The sequence below is a fragment of the Microbacterium sp. JZ37 genome, from assembly GCF_035188445.1.
Classification (GTDB): Bacteria; Actinomycetota; Actinomycetes; order Actinomycetales; family Microbacteriaceae; genus Microbacterium; species Microbacterium barkeri.
This window is the reverse complement of record NZ_CP045253.1, coordinates 86151-105108: the sequence shown is the minus strand read 5'-3', so window position 1 is coordinate 105108 and position 18958 is coordinate 86151. Positions and strand designations below refer to the sequence as shown.

18 protein-coding genes are annotated in these 18958 nt (G+C 70.6%); 5 read left to right on the top strand and 13 right to left on the bottom strand.

The window, feature by feature from the left end:
* Positions 1-19 precede the first annotated feature (19 nt).
* A complete protein-coding gene (gene argG / locus GC092_RS00485; protein WP_271172447.1) occupies positions 20-1438 on the top strand; it encodes an argininosuccinate synthase in 1419 nt (472 codons plus the stop codon).
* Between the two features lie 56 nt (positions 1439-1494).
* Here the strand turns inward: argG and GC092_RS00480 are convergent, their stop codons facing one another.
* A complete protein-coding gene (locus GC092_RS00480; protein WP_271172448.1) occupies positions 1495-1713 on the bottom strand; it encodes a PLDc N-terminal domain-containing protein in 219 nt (72 codons plus the stop codon).
* 121 nt (positions 1714-1834) lie between these two features.
* Here GC092_RS00480 and GC092_RS00475 point away from each other — a divergent pair, with 121 nt between their 5' ends.
* Positions 1835-2245, top strand: coding sequence for a VOC family protein (locus tag GC092_RS00475; RefSeq protein ID WP_271172449.1), 411 nt, complete (start codon positions 1835-1837; stop codon positions 2243-2245).
* A 40-nt stretch (positions 2246-2285) separates the two neighbouring features.
* Here GC092_RS00475 and GC092_RS00470 read toward each other — a convergent pair whose 3' ends face one another.
* The 4 genes from GC092_RS00470 to GC092_RS00455 form a co-directional block, all read right to left on the bottom strand.
* Positions 2286-2894: a methionine ABC transporter permease gene (locus GC092_RS00470; RefSeq protein WP_324014818.1), complete on the bottom strand. Its 609-nt coding sequence runs from the start codon at positions 2892-2894 to the stop codon at positions 2286-2288.
* Positions 2895-2953: 59 nt separating this feature from the next.
* A complete protein-coding gene (locus GC092_RS00465; RefSeq protein WP_324013414.1) occupies positions 2954-3985 on the bottom strand; it encodes a methionine ABC transporter ATP-binding protein in 1032 nt (343 codons plus the stop codon).
* Between the two features lie 75 nt (positions 3986-4060).
* A complete protein-coding gene (locus GC092_RS00460; RefSeq protein WP_271172451.1) occupies positions 4061-4975 on the bottom strand; it encodes a MetQ/NlpA family ABC transporter substrate-binding protein in 915 nt (304 codons plus the stop codon).
* A 99-nt stretch (positions 4976-5074) separates the two neighbouring features.
* On the bottom strand, positions 5075-5584 hold the full coding sequence (locus GC092_RS00455; RefSeq protein ID WP_324013412.1) for an Lrp/AsnC family transcriptional regulator: 510 nt from the start codon (positions 5582-5584) through the stop codon (positions 5075-5077).
* Positions 5585-5721: 137 nt separating this feature from the next.
* Between GC092_RS00455 and ald the strand changes: the two genes are divergently transcribed.
* Complete coding sequence (ald, locus tag GC092_RS00450; protein ID WP_324013411.1) at positions 5722-6819, top strand: alanine dehydrogenase; 1098 nt, start codon at positions 5722-5724, stop codon at positions 6817-6819.
* Positions 6820-6908: 89 nt separating this feature from the next.
* On the opposite strand, the gene mnhG is transcribed toward ald, so the two are convergent.
* Genes mnhG through GC092_RS00420 form a run of 6 tightly spaced genes read right to left on the bottom strand, consistent with a single transcriptional unit; the run spans position 6909 to position 13176 of the window.
* The gene (gene mnhG / locus GC092_RS00445; RefSeq protein WP_324013410.1) at positions 6909-7289 is read right to left on the bottom strand and encodes a monovalent cation/H(+) antiporter subunit G; all 381 of its coding nucleotides are present in this window, start codon (positions 7287-7289) and stop codon (positions 6909-6911) included.
* Positions 7286-7552 carry an MrpF/PhaF family protein gene (locus GC092_RS00440; RefSeq protein ID WP_324013408.1) on the bottom strand — a complete coding sequence of 89 codons (267 nt, stop codon included), beginning with the start codon at positions 7550-7552 and terminating at the stop codon, positions 7286-7288. The genes mnhG and GC092_RS00440 overlap by 4 nt, the downstream gene beginning before the upstream one ends.
* Complete coding sequence (locus tag GC092_RS00435) at positions 7549-8139, bottom strand: Na+/H+ antiporter subunit E (protein WP_282978282.1); 591 nt, start codon at positions 8137-8139, stop codon at positions 7549-7551. The genes GC092_RS00440 and GC092_RS00435 overlap by 4 nt, the downstream gene beginning before the upstream one ends.
* The gene (locus tag GC092_RS00430; protein WP_324013406.1) at positions 8136-9692 is read right to left on the bottom strand and encodes a Na+/H+ antiporter subunit D; all 1557 of its coding nucleotides are present in this window, start codon (positions 9690-9692) and stop codon (positions 8136-8138) included. The genes GC092_RS00435 and GC092_RS00430 overlap by 4 nt, the downstream gene beginning before the upstream one ends.
* A complete protein-coding gene (locus GC092_RS00425) occupies positions 9689-10249 on the bottom strand; it encodes a Na(+)/H(+) antiporter subunit C (protein WP_271172462.1) in 561 nt (186 codons plus the stop codon). Before GC092_RS00425 ends, GC092_RS00430 begins: the two co-directional genes overlap by 4 nt.
* Positions 10246-13176: a Na+/H+ antiporter subunit A gene (locus tag GC092_RS00420; RefSeq protein WP_324013404.1), complete on the bottom strand. Its 2931-nt coding sequence runs from the start codon at positions 13174-13176 to the stop codon at positions 10246-10248. The genes GC092_RS00425 and GC092_RS00420 overlap by 4 nt, the downstream gene beginning before the upstream one ends.
* 160 nt (positions 13177-13336) lie before the next feature.
* On the opposite strand from GC092_RS00420, the gene nucS reads away from it, so the two are divergent.
* Positions 13337-14032, top strand: a complete 696-nt coding sequence (nucS, locus tag GC092_RS00415; protein ID WP_282978287.1) for an endonuclease NucS — start codon at positions 13337-13339, stop codon at positions 14030-14032.
* Here nucS and GC092_RS00410 read toward each other — a convergent pair.
* Complete coding sequence (locus GC092_RS00410) at positions 13984-14625, bottom strand: TetR/AcrR family transcriptional regulator (protein ID WP_324013402.1); 642 nt, start codon at positions 14623-14625, stop codon at positions 13984-13986. The genes nucS and GC092_RS00410 overlap by 49 nt on opposite strands.
* Positions 14626-14699: 74 nt before the next feature.
* On the opposite strand from GC092_RS00410, the gene GC092_RS00405 reads away from it, so the two are divergent.
* Positions 14700-15941, top strand: a complete 1242-nt coding sequence (locus tag GC092_RS00405; protein WP_324013400.1) for an FAD-dependent oxidoreductase — start codon at positions 14700-14702, stop codon at positions 15939-15941.
* Here the strand turns inward: GC092_RS00405 and GC092_RS00400 are convergent.
* Positions 15938-18937, bottom strand: a complete 3000-nt coding sequence (locus GC092_RS00400; protein WP_324013399.1) for an alpha-mannosidase — start codon at positions 18935-18937, stop codon at positions 15938-15940. The genes GC092_RS00405 and GC092_RS00400 overlap by 4 nt on opposite strands.
* Positions 18938-18958: the final 21 nt, after the last annotated feature.

Below are 18958 nucleotides of genomic sequence, written 5' to 3'. Positions count from 1 at the left end.
CGGCTCTAGGATGGAGAGCATGTCGAAGGTCCTGGAATCCCTCCCCGTCGGCGAGCGCGTCGGCATCGCCTTCTCCGGGGGTCTCGACACCTCCGTCGCAGTCGCGTGGATGCGCGACAAGGGCGCCATCCCGTTCACCTACACCGGCGACCTCGGGCAGCCCGATGAGGACGACATCGAGTCGATCCCCGGCCGCGCCCTGACCTACGGCGCGGAGGCCTCGCGCCTCATCGACTGCAAGCCGCTCCTCGTCGAGGAGGGCCTGTCGGCCCTCGCGTGCGGCGCGTTCCACATCCGCTCGGCGGGTCGGACCTACTTCAACACGACGCCCATCGGGCGGGCGGTCACGGGCACGCTGCTCGTGCGCGCGATGAAGGAGGACGGCGTCGACATCTGGGGCGACGGCTCGACCTACAAGGGCAACGACATCGAGCGCTTCTACCGCTACGGCCTGCTCGCCAATCCGCGCCTGCGCATCTACAAGCCGTGGCTCGACGCGCAGTTCGTCTCCGAGCTCGGCGGGCGCAAGGAGATGAGCGAGTGGCTCGTCGCGCACGACTACCCCTACCGCGACTCCGCGGAGAAGGCGTACTCGACCGACGCGAACATCTGGGGCGCCACCCACGAGGCGAAGACCCTCGAGGAGCTCGACGTCTCGCTCGAGACCGTCGAGCCCATCATGGGCGTCCGCTTCTGGGACCCGGCCGTCGAGATCGAGACCGAGGACGTCACGGTCACGTTCGACGCCGGCCGCCCGGTCGCCCTCAACGGCGTCGAGTTCTCCGACCCGGTCGCGCTCGTCTTCGAGGCCAACCGCATCGGCGGCCGCCACGGCCTCGGCATGAGCGACCAGATCGAGAACCGCATCATCGAGGCGAAGTCGCGCGGCATCTACGAGGCGCCGGGCATGGCGCTCCTCTTCATCGCCTACGAGCGCCTCGTGAACGGCATCCTCAACGAGGACACTCTCGCGACGTACCACGAGCAGGGTCGCCGCCTCGGCCGTCTCATGTACGAGGGCCGCTGGCTCGAGCCGCAGTCGCTCATGCTGCGCGAGTCCATCCAGAAGTGGGTCGGATCGACGATCACCGGCACCGTCACCCTGCGCCTGCGCCGCGGCGAGGACTACACGATCCTCGCGACCGAGGGCCCCGGCCTGTCCTACGCACCCGAGAAGCTCTCCATGGAGCGCGTCGGCGACGCCGCGTTCGGCCCGACCGACCGCATCGGCCAGCTCACCATGCGCAACCTCGACATCGCCGACTCGCGCTCGCGCCTCGAGGGCTACGTCTCGCGCGGCCTCATCGGCGGCACGACCGGCGAGCTCATCGGCGCCCTCGAGAAGGGCGAGGCCGAGGAGATCACGGCCGGCACGGAGGCCGACGAGGCGCTCGACGCCGCGGGCGAGTCCGCCGCGTTCGACACCGGCACGGACTGAGCCACGTTCTGACGAAGCGGCCCCTCCGATCGGAGGGGCCGCTTCGCCGTACCGGATCAGCGCCCGATACTCGCGTTGATCCGGTCGTGCGCGATGACCCAGATGATGAGCCCCACGAGCGGGAACGCCAGGATCACGATGATCCACAGCAGCTTGAGCACACCGCCGATGGCGGGGTCGGCGATGGTCTTCACGATGGCGTAGATGATCGCGCCCAGCCAGATGAGGCCGGCCACACCGATCCCGATCACGCCGATGATGCCGAGGATGTCCATGGCCTCACCCTAGGTCGGGTCGCGTCGCGATGCGTTCACGAGACGGCCTTCCGGATGTCGGCGCCCCGTGCCATCCTCATCTCGGATCCGGGCAGCGGGCCCGGCGGAGAGAGGACATCCCATGGCCTTCAAGATCTCGCCCTACATCAGCTTCGTCGACAACGCCGCGGAGGCGCTGGAGTTCTACCAGAGCGTGCTCGGCGGCACGCTCAACATCTCGAAGATGAGCGAGTACCCCAGCCCGGAGCTCGATGAGGCCGATGCCGACAAGGTGATGCACGGCCAGCTCGAGCTCGAGAACGGCTTCACGCTCATGGCCTCGGACACCCCGACCGGCATGCCCCGCGACGAGGGCGCGAACCTGTCGGTCACGATCTTCGACGGCGACGCCGAGGAGCTCCGCGGCATCTTCGAGAAGCTGGCCGACGGCGGCAGCGTGGTCGTTCCCTTCGAGCAGGCGCCGTGGGGTGACTGGTTCGGCATGCTGTCCGACCGCTTCGGCGTGCAGTGGATGGTCAACAGCGGAGCCTGACGACCTCCGAGGCGGGCCTCCGGCGCTTCGGCGGCCCGCCTCAGCGCCGCAGGATGCGCCGCGCGAGACCGTTGCCGATCGCCTGCACGAGCTGCGTCACGATGATGATGATCACGAGCGCGCCGACGGTCACGACCGGGTCGAACTGACGATAGCCGTAGGCGATGGCGTAGTTGCCCAGGCCCGTGCCGCCGATCATGCCCGCGACGGCCGACATGTCGATGATCGCGATCGTCGCGAAGGTGTAGCCCAGCACGAGGGGCCCGAGTCCTTCGGGCAGGATCACGGTGAGGATGATGCGCCACGGCCCGGCGCCGGTCGAGCGGGCCGCTTCCACGACACCCGGGTCGATCGTGACGAGGTTCTGCTCCACGATCCGCGCGAGGCCGAACGTCGCGGCGATCGAGATCGCGAAGATCGCCGCGGCGTTGCCGATCCCGATCCCGATCACGTAGCGCGCGAGCGGCTGCAGCGCCGCGAGGAAGATGATGAACGGGATGGGGCGGAACGTGTTGACGAGCAGGTTCAGCACCCAGTAGACAACGGGCTGCTGGAGCACGCCACCGCGACGCGTGACGAAGAGCGCTGTGCCCAGGACGAGGCCCGCGATCCCGCCGATGACGAGCGAGGCTGCGACGAGCCACAGCATGATGCCGGTCTGCTCGACGAGCTCCGGGAAGATATCGCCGATCTGCTCCAGGATGTCGTTCACGCGGCCACCTCCGTCACCGTGACGCCGTCGCCGATCTCGGCGAGAGCGCCGCGCACGGCCTGCTCGTCGCCGCGCACGGCGATCGTCAGGAGGCCGTACACGCGTCCCTGGATGTCGTCCACGCCGCCGTGCACGAGGTTGAAGTCGACCCCCGCTCGCGCGAGGGCGCCGAACACGCGGGCCTCCGACGCGCCCTCGTCCGTGAACGAGATCGTGAAGAAGCGGCCCTCGTGCTGCGTCCGGAGCGCCGCGAGGGCGTCCCCGTCGGGAAGCGCGCGGACGACCGTGCGCACGAAGCGCTTGGCCGTCTCCGTCTGCGGACGCGTGAAGACGTCGTACGTCGGGCCCGATTCGACCACCCGACCGCGCTCCATGACCGCGACCTTGTTCGCGATCCGCGCGATGACATCCATCTCGTGGGTGATGACGACGATCGTGATGCCGAGCTCGCGGTTCACTCGCGCGAGCAGGTCGAGCACCTCGTCGGTCGTCTCCGGGTCGAGGGCGCTCGTCGCCTCATCGGCGAGCAGGATGCCCGGGTTCGCGGCGAGCGCGCGGGCGATCCCGACGCGCTGCTGCTGGCCCCCTGAGAGCTGCTCGGGGTACGCATTCGCCTTGTCCGCGAGCCCGACGAACTCGAGAAGCTCCGCGACCCGCTTCGCGCGCTCGGCCCGGGGCATCCGCGCCACCTCGAGCGGATACGCGACGTTGCCGCTGATCGTGCGCGAGCGCAGCAGATTGAAGCGCTGGAAGATCATGCCGATGCCCTGCCGCACCTCACGCAGCCGGCGCTCGGGGATGGCCGTGATGTCGATGCCGTCGACGTCGATCGAGCCGGCCGTCACCGGCTCGAGGCCGTTTATGAGCCGGACGAGGGTCGACTTGCCGGCCCCCGAGTAGCCGATGATGCCGAACACGTCGCCCCGCTCGATCTCGAGCGAGACGCCGTCGACGGCGACCACCGGTCCGTCGCCGCGCCGCTGCGGCGGATAGCTCTTCGTGACATCGGAGATCGTGATGTGCGGCATGGCTCCTCGGCTCTCGGAAAGCGCGATACGCGGGCGGCCTCGGGCCACCCGCGTATCGTAACGCGGCGGGGTCGGTCAGCCGGCGCTCTGCGCCTGCTCCTGGACCTCCTCGAGCGACGCCTGGAGCTCCTCCTTGGGCGTCTGCACGAACTCGGCCGTGCCGCTCGCGCTCTCCTGAGCGCCGTCGAGCACGTCCTGGTTGGTCTGGTAGATCTCGACGAGCTTGTTCAGCACCTCGTCGTCGACGTCCTCGGCGCGCGTCGCGAAGATGTTGACGTACGGGAGCGCCGAGGGGTCCGACGGGTCGTCCGACGCGATCGCGTCCTCGCCGGTGAGACCGGCGTTCTCCAGGAAGTCGTTGTTGATGATCGCGGCCGCGACGTCGGGCAGCGACGTGCCGATGAGCGATGCGTCCAGGCCCTCGACCTTCACGCGCGACTCGTCCTCGACGACGTCCTCGAGCGTCGAGAAGGGGCTGCCGCCATCCTTCAGCTCGATGAGGCCCGCTGACTGGAGGACGAGCAGGCCGCGGGCCTGGTTCGTCGTGTCGTTCGGCACGATGACCGTCTCGCCCTCGGGGATGTCCTCGACGCTGTCGTACTTGTCGGAGTAGAGGCCGAGCGGGTAGATGGCCGTCGAGCCGATGGGCTGCAGGTCGTCTCCGGCCGAGACGTTGTAGTCGGCGAGGTAGAGGATGTGCTGGAACTGGTTGATGTCCAGCTCGCCCTCGCTGAGCGCGGGGTTGGGCTGCGTGTACTCGGTGAAGTCGACGATGTCGACGTAGATGCCCTCCTCCTCGGCCGCGGCCTCGAAGACGGCCCAGTAGGGCTCGCTCGCGCCGACGACGCCGAGCTGAACCGGGTCGGCCTCGGTTCCGCGGGTCTCCGCGGCGGGCTCTTCGGCGGCGTCGCCGCCACCGGAGGCGCAGCCGGCAACGGCCAGGAGGCCGACGACGGCGAGGGGTGCCAGAGTGCGAATGCGGAATGCCATGTGAAGCTCCTCGGGTGCAGGGATTCCACGGTAGGCAGACGCGCCGCCGACCCGCCAACCAGGCGACACAGAGTGCAACAGGATCACCGTCCGAGCGAGTCAGCGGAACGGCGCTGCCACGGCGTTGCGGTGGTACTCGAAGATGATGCTCGTGCGCGTGGTCGCGACCGACGGCTGCGCGGAGAGATGGTCGACGACGAACTGCCGGACGTCCGATGCGCGCTCGACCGCGATGTGGACGAGGAAGTCGTCGCCGCCGCCGATGAAGAACAGCTGCACGACCTGCGGCAGGCGCCGCACCTCGTCGGCGAACGCGACGATGCTGTCGTGCCGCGACCCGGGGCGCAGCGTGACGCCGACCATCGCCTGCAGGCCGCGGCCGAGGCGCTCCTGGTCGACGCTGGCGTGGAAGCCGGTGATGACGCCGCGCTCGACGAGCGAGCGCATGCGCGCGTGGGCGGTCGAGGGCGCGATGTCGAGAGCCGCCGCGAGGTCGGCGTTCGTGATCCGCCCCTCGCGCTCGAGGATGGCGAGGATGCGGGCATCGAGGTCGTCCAGCCGCTCGGTTCGAACATCCTTCGATCGCGGGTCGCGTCTGGGGCCATCCATGGACGAAAGCGTAGCGACATCCGCTCTCTTTCCGAAGGCTCTTCGGGGCCGGATGACCTCGGGCGATGATCCTGCGAGCATCGAAGGAGAGCGGCTCACGAGGCCGCGCGCCGTCGACGGAGACCAGGAGCCCCACCATGCGCATCGGAATCCCCACCGAGATCAAGAACAACGAGAACCGCGTGGCCCTCACGCCGGCGGGCGCCGACGCCCTCGTCCATCGCGGTCACGAGGTGCTCGTGCAGGCGGGCGCGGGGGCCGGATCGCACTTCTCCGACGATGACTACCGCTCCGCGGGCGCCCGCATCGTCTCGGACGCGGAGACGGTGTGGGGCGACGCCGAGCTGCTCGTCAAGGTCAAGGAGCCGATCGCCTCGGAGTACGGCCACCTGCGCGATGACCTGACGCTGTTCACCTACCTCCACCTCGCCGCCGACCAGCCGCTGACCGACGCGCTCATGGCGGCCGGCACGACGGCCGTCGCGTATGAGACGGTGCAGCTCGCCGACCGGTCGCTCCCGCTCCTCACGCCCATGAGCGAGGTCGCCGGACGCCTCTCGATCGCGGTCGGCGCCTATCACCTCACTCGGCCGCAGGGTGGCCGAGGGATGCTGCTCGGCGGCATCGCCGGCGCCCCGCGGGCCGAGGTCGTCGTCATCGGCGGCGGTGTCGCGGGCGAGCATGCCGCGGCGAGTGCGCTCGGCCTCGGCGCGCAGGTCACCGTCATCGACGTGAGCTTGCCGCGCCTGCGCGAGCTCGAGCACCGCTACGGCGGAGCCCTGCAGACGCGGCATTCGACGCGGTACGCGATCGGGGAGGCGCTCGAGCGCGCCGACCTCGTGATCGGATCGGTGCTCATCCCCGGGGCAGCGGCCCCCAAGCTCGTCACCGATGAGATGGTCGCCGCGATGAAGCCCGGATCGCTGCTCGTCGACATCGCGATCGACCAGGGTGGATGCTTCGAGGGCTCGCACGCGACGACGCATGACGACCCGACGTTCCCCGTGCACGACAGCCTCTTCTACTGCGTCGCGAACATGCCCGGCGCCGTGCCCGAGACGTCGACGCGGGCTCTGACGAACGCGACGCTGCCCTACATCGCCGCCATCGCCGACCGCGGCTGGCATGCGGCCGCGCAGGCCGACCCCGCCCTCGCGAAGGGGCTCAACGTGTTCGGCGGCTCCGTGACGAACGCGGGCGTCGCCTCGGCCTTCGGCTACGCACTCGCCAGCTGAGCCCCGGCCGGCTTCCCGAGACCGGTTCCGTCGAGACTAGCCCCGGTCGTCGAGACCGGCGCACGGAGCACTAGCCTCGACGACGAGCGCTAGTCTCGCGGGTGGGGCGGGCCCGCGAGCTCGTCGCTCGAACCGGCGTCGGCGGCGAGCTCGTCAACGAAGAGGCTCTCCTCGTCGATCGTCCTGTTCCGGTACGCCTGGCGGCCGACCATGTGCGCCGAGAGCGGCGCGGTCGCCATCTGGATGACGACGATCGGCACGAGCATCGCCACGGCCGCCCACGACCGCAGCGACAGCGCGGCCGCGATCGCGATGAGGAGGAGGCCCAGCACCTGGGGCTTCGTCGCGGCGTGAAGGCGCGACGGCACGTCGCGGAAGCGCAGGAGGCCGATCGCGGCCGTGAGGCACAGCAGCGCCCCCACCAGGACGAGAACGAGGGCCGTGGTGTCGAGGATCTCGTCGCCGCTCACCGGTCCTGCTCCTTCCGCGCGACGAACCGGGCCACCGCGATCGAGCCGAAGACGCCGATCGCGGCGATGATGAGCATGATCGGCAGCGTGCGCGTGTGCTGGTTGATGACCGCCTCCGCGCCGAGAACGCACAGCACCATGCTCAGCAGCACATCGCTCGCGACCGCGCGATCCAGGATCGACGGGCCCACGACCATCCGCACGATCGTGAGCGCGGCAGCGACCGCGAAGACCGCGAGGATGGCGATGACGAGCGGGTTCATCGGGCGCCTCCCTGCGCGATGCGGTCCTCGACGGCAGGTGCGCCGTCCCGGATGAGCGCGACATCCTCGCGCGAGCCGACCGCGCGCACGGCGCGCGCCTCCCAGCGGAGGGCGGACGCACGCTGGCTCTCGACATCCGCCGCCGAGCGGACGCCGATCACGTGCAGGTACAGCACGCGGTTCTCGCGATCGGCCTCGACGACGAGCGATCCCGGGATGAGCGACGTCGCGACCGCGGTGTGGGTCATCACGAGGTCGTCGTCGATGCGCAGCGGGACGCGGATGATCGCGGCGCCGGGCTGCCCGGGCGTCAGGGTCTGCCACGCCACGGTGAGCGCACCGCGGACGAGCGATGCGAGGAAGACGACGACGAAGACCACGCCGAACCAGATGTTGACGCGTCCCGACAGCTCAGCCGTAGGCAGGCGGAACACGGTCGTCACGAACAGCGCGATGACGAGTCCCGTGACCGCGGCGAGCACCGTGAACTGGCCCCAGAGCAACATCCAGAGCACGACGAGCCAGACGAAGAACGGAAGCTGCCGCCAGACCCGGCTGAGCAGGGTGCGGGGAGCTGCCGGGCTCATGCTCCGCCCTCCACGTCCTCGAGCTGGACGAGCGAGATCGGCTCGAGCAGCGACTGGCCGATCCGCTCGCAGACATCGTAGAGCGGGCCCGCGAAGACGGTCAGGCCCACCGTGACCGCGACCATCCCGACCGTCGCGGTCGTCATGATCCGCGGGATGACCCGGCGCTCGGTCTGCACGCCCGCCGCGGGGGCGTCGGAGAGGTGCGAGATGCGGGCCTCGGTCTCGGTCGAGTCCTCCTCCTCGCGCCAGAACGCGAGGTTCCACGCGCGCATGAGGGCGTACAGCGTGAGCAGCGACGTGATGATGCCGCCCGCGATGACGACGTACATGAGCGGGGTGCCGACACGGGCGGCCGCCTCGAAGAGGGCGAACTTGCCGATGAAGCCCGAGAACGGCGGCAGGCCGCCGAGGTTGAGCGCGGGGATGAAGTACAGCGCCGCGAGCAGCGGCGCCGCCGCGAAGAGGCCCTTGACCTTGAGGATCGACGTCGACCCCGCGCGGCGCTCGATGAGGCCGACCGCGAGGAAGAGGGTCGTCTGCACCACGATGTGGTGGACCATGTAGTAGATCGTCGCCCCGACGGCCTCCTCGGTCGCGATCGCGAGCCCGAAGATCATGTAGCCGACGTGGCTCACGAGCGTGAACGAGAGGATGCGCTTGAGCTCGGCCTGCGCCACGGCGCCGAGGATGCCGACGAGCATCGTCGCGAGGGCGACGACGAGCAGCAGCGCGTTGATGTCGGAGTCGTGGAAGAGCTGGGTCTCGGTGCGGATGAGCGCGTACACGCCCACCTTGGTGAGGAGGCCCGCGAAGACGGCCGTGACCGGCGCGGGCGCGGTCGGGTACGAGTCGGGCAGCCAGAACGACAGCGGGAAGACGGCCGCCTTGATCGCGAAGGCGAGCACGAGCAGCACGTGGATGACGAGCTGCACGTCGGAGGGGAGCTCGACCATCCGCTCGGCGATCTGCGCCATGTTCACGGTGCCGAGCGCGCCGTAGATCACGGCGATCGACGACAGGAAGAGGATCGACGACACGAGCGAGACGACGATGTAGACGACGCCCGAGCGGATCCGCGCCTTCGTGCCGCCGAGCGTGATGAGCACGTACGACGCGACGAGCAGGATCTCGAACCCCACGTAGAGGTTGAAGAGGTCTCCCGCGATGAAGGCGTTGAAGATGCCCGCCGCGAGGATGAGATACGACGGGTGGAAGATCGAGACGGGGGTCTCGTCGTCGCCGTCCGCCGCGCCCTGGCCGACCGAGAAGAGGAGGACGGCGAGGAGCACGACACTCGACACGGCGACGAGAAGGGCCGCGAGCCGGTCGACGTACAGGACGATGCCGAACGGCAGCGGCCATCCGGCGACCGACACCGCGAGCGGCGTGCCGAGGTCGACCGCGATGAGGAGCACGACCGCGAGCACGAACGTCACGCTCAGCGTGAGGATCGACAGCGTCACCTGGAGGCGGCGCCGGCGGCCGAAGATGAGGGTCAGGGCCGCCCCGAGGAGCGGGATGGCGACGAGGAGCGGCACGAGGTTGCTCACGGGCTCTCCTCCCCTCGGTCGTCCTGATCGGCGCGGCGTCTGTATTCCGAATCCGGTATGTCGACGGGGGCGTCATCCTGCAGGCCCGGGGCATCCGCCGCGTGCAGGAGCGTGATGGGCGACGCGGCGACCCCGACGAAGTCGGTGACCGACTCGTCGCCGGTCTCCGCGTCCTCCTCCTCGACCTCGAGCACGTCCTCCGTCTGGATCGCGCGCTCGCGCAGCGACAGGTCCTCCTCGTCGTCCTCGACCGTGTCGGCCCGGCCGAGCTGCCACGACCGGTAGATGAGCGCGAGGAGGAATGCGCTCACGGCGAAGGTGATGACGATCGCCGTGAGCATGAGGGCCTGCGGGAGCGGATCGCTCTGCGGCCCGTCGTCGCCGTAGAACGGCGAGACCCCGGGATACCCCATGACGGTCAGCAGCAGGAGGTTCGTCGCGTTGCCGAGGAGCAGGAAGCCGATGAGCACGCGCGTGAGGCTCCGCTCGAGCATCGCGTAGACACCCGCTGCGTACAGGCCGGCCATGATCGCGATGAGCGTGAACGAGGTGGTCATCGGGTCACCGCCGTCTGCTCCTGGGCATCCTTCTCGGTGCGCAGCTGGCGGTCCACCTCGGCGCCGAGGCTCCTCAGCACGTCGAGCACGAGCCCGATGACGACGAGGTAGACGCCGATGTCGAAGATCGTCGACGTGACGAACTCGACGTGGCCGACGAGCGGCAGATCGGCCTCCCAGACCCCGCGCGTGAGCGGGTCGAGCCCGAACAGCAGCGGCACGACCGCGGTCCCCACCGCGAGCACCATCCCGATGCCCAGCAGCTGGCCGGCGTCGCCCGGCGCCGCGACACCGAGCTCGTATCGCCCGCCGGCGATGTACCGCATGACGAGCGCCATGCCGGCGACGAGCCCGCCCGCGAATCCGCCGCCGGGCAGGTTGTGGCCGGCGAAGAGCAGATAGAGCGACACGACGATGATCGTGTGGAAGAGGATGCGCACGATCACCTCGAGCAGGATCGAGCGCGCCTCGCGGCTCATCCGCTGTCCGCCGACGAGCCACGCGCGCGGCCGGTCGCGGTTGGCGCTCGTCTCGGTGCGGATCCCATCCGTCGTCTCCACGAGCGGGCGTGTGCGGCCCGCCTTGCGCGCGGCCCGCGGGAGCTTCCGGGTCGTCGAGCGCAGCGTGTCGGAGCGGTGCGTGACGAACACGAGCGACGCGACGCCGGTCGCCGCGAGGACGAGCACCGAGAGCTCGCCCATCGTGTCCCACCCGCGCAGGTCGACGAGGGCGACGTTCACGATGTTCCGGCCGTGGCCGATCTCGTAGGCCATCTCGCCCCACGCCGTCGAGATCGGCTCGTGGATGCGCGCACTCGAGGCGAGGACGGCCACGACCGCCATCGTGATGCCGACCGCGATCGCGAGGACGGCGCGCGCCACGGGGGCCACCGAGTCGTTGTGGCTTCCGAGCCGAGACGGCAGTCGGCGCAGCACGAGCGCGAAGGCGATGAGGGTGATCGCCTCGACGAGCACCTGCGTGAGCGCGAGGTCGGGAGCGCCCTCGACCGCGAAGAGCACGACCATCCCGAGCCCCGTGACCGAGACGAGCACGACGCCCGTGTAGCGCTTCCGTGCGCGCACCGCGAGGATGCCCGCGGCGATCATGAGCGGTGCGGCGGCGAGCTGCACGGGGTGCTGCCACGCGTCGAGCGCGACGCGCCACTCGTGGCCGGCGAGGAGCACGGTTCCCTCCGCGGCGACGAAGACGACGAAGATCGTCCCGACGTACAGGGGCAGCGACCCGCGCTGCGTGAGCGAGGTCACCGCGACCGACAGGCGGTCGACCGTGCGGGTCGTCGCGTAGTAGACGTCGGCCGCCTGGATGCGCAGGACGCGGCCCGATGCATCCCAGCCGGTGCGGCGCGCGACCCAGAAGACGCCGGCGCCCGCGACGATCGTGAGCAGCGACAGCAGGAGCGCGGGCTCGAGACCGTGCCAGAGCGCGAGGTGGTAGCGCCCCTCGCCCAGGGCGGTGTCGGCATAGCCCGACAGGACGTCGTCGAGGAGCGGCGCGACGAGCCCGCCCGCGAGCGCGAGGGACGCGAGGATGAGCGGGGACGTGAGGAACCCGAGCGGCGGATCGGGCCAGTGCGTCTGCTCCCGCTCCGCGCCGCTCGCGTCGCGCTTCGTCCAGAACGCGCCCCAGACGAAGCGGATGCCGTACGCGAGCGTGAGCGCCGATCCGAGGACGACGCCGACGAGGGCGATGAGACCCCAGACGTCGCCCGCGAGCGCCTCGTCGAGGAGCGCCGTGAAGGCGGCCTCCTTCGCCACGAACCCGAGGGTCGGCGGCAGGCCGGCCATCGTCGCGACGGCGACCATCGAGAGGGCGGCCATCGTCGGCGCCTGACGGCCGACACCGCTCAGCTCGTCGATGTCGCGCGTCGAGAGCTGACGGTCGATCACGCCGACGACGAGGAAGAGGGCCGACTTGAACAGCGCGTGCGAGAGGAGGAGCGCGACGCCCGCGAGCGCGGTGTCTCGCGCGCCGAAGCCGATCACCGTCGAGATGAACCCGAGCTGGCTCACGGTGCCGAACGCGAGGATGCGCTTGAGGTCGGTCTCGCGCAGCGCCTGGACGCCAACGAGGATCATCGTCACGACGCCGAGCGTGACGACCACGGGGCGCCACGGATCGCTCTCGGCGAAGGCGGGGGCGAACCGGGCGAGCAGGTAGATGCCCGCCTTCACCATGGCGGCGGCGTGGAGGTAGGCGCTGACCGGAGTCGGCGCGGCCATCGCACCGGGAAGCCAGAAATGCAGGGGGAACAGCGCCGACTTGCTGACGGCGCCCACGAGCAGGAGCACGAGCGCCACATCGACGAGCGGGCCGGTCGGCGCGAGCTCGAGGATGCCCGACAGGCTCGTGGTGCCCGCGACCACGACGAGGATCACGACGCCGACGAACATGACCAGGCCGCCGAGCGTCGTCACGAGGAGCGCCTGCAGGGCAGCACGGCGGCTCGCGGCACGTGTGTGATAGTGCCCGATGAGGAGGTACGAGAGGATGCTCGTCATCTCCCAGAACATGACGAGCATGACGGCGTCGTCGGTCAGCACGAGCCCGTACATCGCCCCCGCGAAGGCCAGGAGCACCGCCGAGAAGCGCCCCAGACCCGACGTCTTGCCGCGGAAGTACACGCGGCAGTAGAGCATGACGAGCGCGCCCACGCCGGTCACGACCAGGGTCATGACCCAGCTCAGCGTGTCCATCCGCATCGAGAGCGCGACGTCGAGCGGCCCGATCCAGGTGTATGACTCGAACGGAATGGGGCCGTCGATCACACGGGGCGAGACGACCACCGCATGCACGAGCGCCGCGAGGGGGAAGAGGGCCGCGACCCAGAAGACCCGCGCTCCGAGCCACTTCGCCAGAACCGGAAGCAGAAGCGCTCCGCCCGCGAACATCGCCAGGAGCACGAGCATAGGCATCTCCTCTGGCTCGTCGCGCGCGGCGGGTCAGGTGCGGGGTTTCCCTCCATTCTAGGTGCCGATCCGCGTGATCCTGCCGAAAACCTGGGAAATGCCCTCTGCGGCATGCATCGTGACGCGCTCCAGAGGCCCTCTCGACGGTTAGGCTCGTGCGGTGCGTCTCGTCATCGCCCGCTGCTCCGTCGACTACACCGGTCGACTCAATGCGCATCTGCCGCTCGCCACGCGCGTGCTCATGCACAAGGGCGATGGGAGCCTGCTCGTGCACTCGGACGGCGGCTCGTACAAGCCGCTGAACTGGATGAGCCCGCCCTGCCGTCTCGACGTCGTCGAGCCGGATGAGGAGCTCGCCTCGGCCGGGGTCGTGCAGGTGTGGAAGGTCACGCACAAGAAGACCGGCGACGCCCTGACGGTGCGCATCCACGAGGTGCTGAGCGACACGCAGCACGACCTCGGCGTCGACCCCGGCCTCATCAAGGACGGCGTCGAGGCCGACCTGCAGCGCCTGCTCGCCGAGCAGGTCGATCTCATCGCGACCGGCGCGACCCTCGTGCGCCGGGAGTATCCCACCGCGATCGGGCCCGTGGACCTCCTCGTGCGCGATTCGGCCGGCGTCGCGATCGCGGTCGAGGTGAAGCGCCGCGGCGATATCGACGGCGTCGAGCAGCTCACGCGGTACCTCGAGCTTCTCGGCCGCGACCCCCATCTCGCACCCGTGCAGGGCGTGTTCGCTGCCCAGGAGATCAAGCCGCAGGCCCGCGTGCTCGCCGAGGACCGCGGCATCCGTTGCCTGACCCTCGACTACGAGGAGATGAAGGGCATCGAGTCGGGCGTCCCGCGCCTGTTCTGAGGCCGCGCGGGCGCGAGCATCGACCGCAGAAGCGCGGCGGGCGCATCCGCGGCCGCGCGTGCGGCCTCTGCGGGCGCAGCGAGTGCCCATTCGTCGAGTCCGCGCAGAAGGCCGAAGGCGGCCGCCGCGAGGACGTCGACGGGCAGATCCGCGCGCACCTCGCCTGAGGCGACCCCGACGTCCAGCACCTGTCGGACCCATTCGCGGACGCGGTCGAGCAGCGCGATGCGCGCGTCGTCCGCGCCGGGTGCCGGCAGATAGAAGATTCGCCCGAGAAGCTGGAGGGCACGATCCTCGACCCCGAGGTCGGCGAGGTCGTTCAGCACCTCCTCGACGAGGGGCCAGAAGTCGCGCCCGGCGAAGCGCTGCGGGTCCGGCGGGCTCCAGCGCATGCGCACCTCGCCGATGAGCGCACTCACGACGGCGTCGAGGAGCTCCGCCTTCGATGACACCGCGTGGTAGAAGGAGCTCTTGCTGATTCCCGCCGACCGGATGATGCGGTTGAGCGACGCGGCCTCGTAGCCGACCGCGGCGAATTCGACGACCGTCGCCTCGATGAGCGCGTCGCGATGCGGACCGGTGAGCTGGGCCATGCATCGATCGTACTGGACCGGGTGGTCCAGTACGATGTAGGGTGCCAGTGGACCAGATGGTCCAGAGGAGGAACATGCTCATCCCCACCGCGCTCGATGCACAGCTCGCGGCCCAGCGCCACGACCGTCTCCGTGTGCTGGTGATCGGCGCCGGCGTCGCAGGGATCACGGCCGCTCAGCTGCTCCGCCGACAGGGACTGCATCCGGTGCTCGTGGATCACCTGCCGACGATGGACCATCCGGGCTACATGCTCGCCCTGATGCCGACGGTCGACGGCGCGTTCGCCGATCTGGGCGTGCAGGAGGCCTACCGCGCCGCCGGGACGCCACTCGCTCGCTACCGGTTCCGCTCGCACCGCGGCCGCCCGCTGCGGACCGATCCGCTCGGCGAGCTGCTCCGCGTGTACGGCGACTACAACGGGATCGCGCGCGGAGCGCTGCTCGACGTGCTGACGGCGCACGGCTGCCCTGTCACCTGGGGGACGACGGTCGATCGGGTCGATGCGGACGGACACGCGCGGTTCGTGGATCGCGAGGGGTCGCCACAGGCTTCCGCGCCGTTCGACCTCGTCATCGGCGCGGACGGCATCCGTTCGCGGATGCGCGCCGTGCTCGGGGCGGCCGAGCCCGACGTCGTCACGACGGGATGGTCGGGCTGGGTCGTGTGGGCTGACGACCTCGGCGAGCACGACCTCGGCGAGGAGGTCTGGGGCGACGGCTTCTTCCTCGGCGTGTACCCCGTGAAGGATCGGCTGGGCGTGTTCCTCGGCGGGCCCGATGAAGAGCTTCTCGACGGGCCGGCGGCATTCGCCGAACGCGTCCGGCAGAAGACCTCCGGGCTCGGCACGCGGCTCGAGGCGGCCCTCATCGCGGTCGTCGAGGCGCCCGACCCGCACTTCTGGCGCCTCGACGACGCCCGGGCACGGCGCTGGGTGCTGTCACGCGGCGTCCTCCTGGGCGATGCAGCCGCGGGCTTCCTCCCCACGGCGGGCATGGGCGCCGGGATGGCCATCGAGTCGGCATGGATGCTCGCGCGCATGCTCGCGCACGCCGAGCGAGACACGCTCACGGCCGTCCTTCACGCATGGGAGCGCATCGAGCGCCCGCGCGTCGAAGCCGCTCAGGGCACCTCGCGGGCGCTGGCGGGGCTCATGTTCCGACGAGGCGCCGTCGTCGCCTGGCTGCGCGAGTCGTTGATGCGGGTGCTGAGCGTCCGTGCGGCACTGCGGCCGATCCTTCGGCTGCTGGCCGAGCGCCCCGATCCCGACGCTGTCGCGCGAGACGTCACCTCCCCGGCGAGACGGACCAGCCCCTAGGCCCGGCGCAGGCGCAGGGTCACGAGCTCGAACGGCCGCAGCTCCAGAGCAAGTGGATCACCCGACCCGGACTCCAGCGCGCGCTCGAGGAGGTCCGTCCGCCGCGCCTCGGCGACCGCGAACCCCGGCACGAGCCGGCCCGAGGCACGCGCCCCGCGGGCCTCGTACAGGCGCACGACGACGTCCCCAGACCCGTCCTCCGCGAGCTTGACCGCCTCGACGAGGATCGAGGGCGCTCCGTCGATCCTCACGATCGGGTCGACGGGGCGGCCGCGCCGGACGCGCGCGGGCAGGTTGAGCCGGTAGCCCTCTGCCGCCGCGTCGAGGACGCCGCCGGTCGACACCGCATGGCGGAAGACGTGCACGCCCTGGTCGGCCTCGGGGTCGGGGAACACCGGCGCCCGCAGCAGCGACTCCCGCACGCGCGTCGCGCCGCCCCCGCCGGCACGCGCACGGCGCGTCACGTCGTGGCCGTACACGCGGTCGTTCGCGACGGTGACGCCGAAGCCGGGCTCGTCCACGTGCAGCCATCGATGCGCCACGGTCTCGAACCGTGCGGCATCCCACGACGTGTTGGCGTGGATCGGGCGGCGGATGTGTCCGAACTGGATCTCCGACGCCGCCGCGTCGGCCAGCACGTCGACGTCGAACGCGAGCTTGAGGAGCTTCTGCCGCTCGTGCCAGTCGACCGTCGTCTCGATGTCGAGCGCGGCGCCGTGCGGGGCGATCCGCAGGCGCTGCACGACGGAGGACCTCCCCACCTCGCGCTCGACGACGACCGCGTTCCCCTCGATCCGGATGGCCGCGGTGCGGGCGGGCGCGAGCGGGGTGCGGTTGAAATGATGGTCGATGTCCCACGCGTCCCACTGGTTCGGGGTGTCGCGGAACAGCTGCAGCACGTTGCCGCGCCCCTCGGGCGGCACGACCTCGCGACCGGCTCGGCGGTCGACGAACGACACGATCTCGCCGTCGGCGTCGATCACGACCCGGAGGGCGTCCGACTCGAGCACGTACCCGCCGTCGGCCTCGCGCACGGATGAGCCCGCGCCATCCGCTCGTGTCGGCGCTGCGGCGAGCGCCGGCGCCCCGTGGAGCGCGATGGGCGCCGCGTTGAACACGACCTCCTCGTCGCCGTCGCCCGCGAGCACGTCGAGCGCGTCGGCGATGAGCACCTCGAGGTCGTCGGCCACGCGCGCGTAGTTCTCCTCGGCCTGCTGGTGCACCCAGGCGATCGACGAGCCGGGCAGGATGTCGTGGAACTGCTGCAGGAGCACGGTCTCCCATGCGCGGCGAAGGGCATCGGCCGGGTACGGCGCCCCGTGCCGCACGGTCGCGACCGTCGCCCACAGCTCGGCCTCGCGCAGGAGGTGCTCGCTGCGCCGGTTGCCCGCCTTCGTGCGCGCCTGCGACGTGTACGTGCCGCGGTGGAACTCGAGATAGAGCTCGCCCGACCATGTCGCCGGCGACGGATGGCCCGCCCGGGCCTGCGCGAAGAAGGCGTCGGGGCGCAGGAAGTCGACGCGAGGCGACCCCTCGAGGTCGCGCTTGCGGAGGCCGGTCTCGATCATCTCGCGCGTGGGCCCTCCCCCGCCGTCGCCGTAGCCGAACGGCACGAGCGACAGATCGCTGATCCCGCGTTCGGCGTTCTGGCGCTCGGCGCGCGCGAGGTCGACCGCGCCGAGGTCGGAGTTGTACGTGTCGACAGGAGGGAAGTGCGTGAACACGCGGGTGCCGTCGATGCCCTCCCACAGGAAGGTGTGATGCGGCATGACGTTCGTCTCGTTCCACGAGATCTTCTGGGTGAGGAAGTTCTCCGATCCCGATGCCGCGACGATCTGCGGCAGCGCACCGGAGTATCCGAAGGAGTCCGGCAGCCACACCTCGGTCGTCTCGACCCCCAGCTCGCGCAGGAAGAACCCCTTGCCCGCGACGAACTGGCGAGCGAGCGCCTCGCCGCCCGGCATGTTCGTGTCGGATTCGACCCACATGCCGCCCACCGGCGCCCACCTCCCCTCGGCGACGCGCTCGCGGATGCGCGCGAAGAGCTCCGGATAGTGCTCCTTCATCCACGCGTACTGCTGCGCCGACGAAGCCGCGAAGACGAAGTCGGGGTAGCGGTCCATGAGGTCGAGCACGTTCGAGAACGTCCGCGCGCACTTGCGGATGGTCTCGCGCACGGGCCAGAGCCACGCCGAGTCGATGTGCGCATGGCCGACCGCCGCGACCCGGTGCGTCGAGGCGGGGGATGCTGCGGCGAGCGCCGGCGCGAGGCTCTCCCTCGCGAGCGCGGCGGTCCCCGGGACGTCGTCCGGGTCGAGGGCGTCGGAGGCCCGCTCGAGAGCGCGGAGCAGGCCCGCGCGCCGCGTCGACCGCTCGGGAAGCACCGCGAGGAGGCCCTCGAGCGTCGACCAGTCCCGCTCGAGCGCTGCGACCTCGCGATCGCGCAGCACGAGGCGCACGCCCCCGAAGCGGTACAGCGGGTCGCTCCCCGCCGTCGCCTTGTCGCCGAGCGCCGTCGGGCGGAACTCCCAGTCCGACCCCACGTCGGGGTTCGAGGCCGCCTCGATGAGCACGTCGACCTGCGCGGCTGCCGCATCGACGGCGACCCAGTCGTTGCGCGGCTCGAGTCCCTTGAGCACACTCCCCTCGGGCGTGTAGACGAGGCCCTCGCACTGGAAGCCGGGCTGCCCCGCGATGAACCCGAGATCCACGACGAGCTCGATGTCGTGCGTCCCCGCCTCCGCGCGCTCGCGCCATCCGCTCGGCACCTCCGCGCGCACGCGGAACCAGGTGGTGCCCCACGGGCGCCCCCACGCATCACCCGATGCGATGGGCCTGAAGCCGTCGCGCGGCACAGCAGCGAAGGGCACCGGCTCGTCCGGCGCCTCCCACGCATCGACCTCGATCGGCGCCTGCGCGGCGCGGATGGCCGGGGCGATGCGATCGCGGTAGGTGCGGGCGATGCGGCTCGCGATCAGGGCGGAGTCATCGTGCATGGGGGTTCCTTTCCGAAGTGT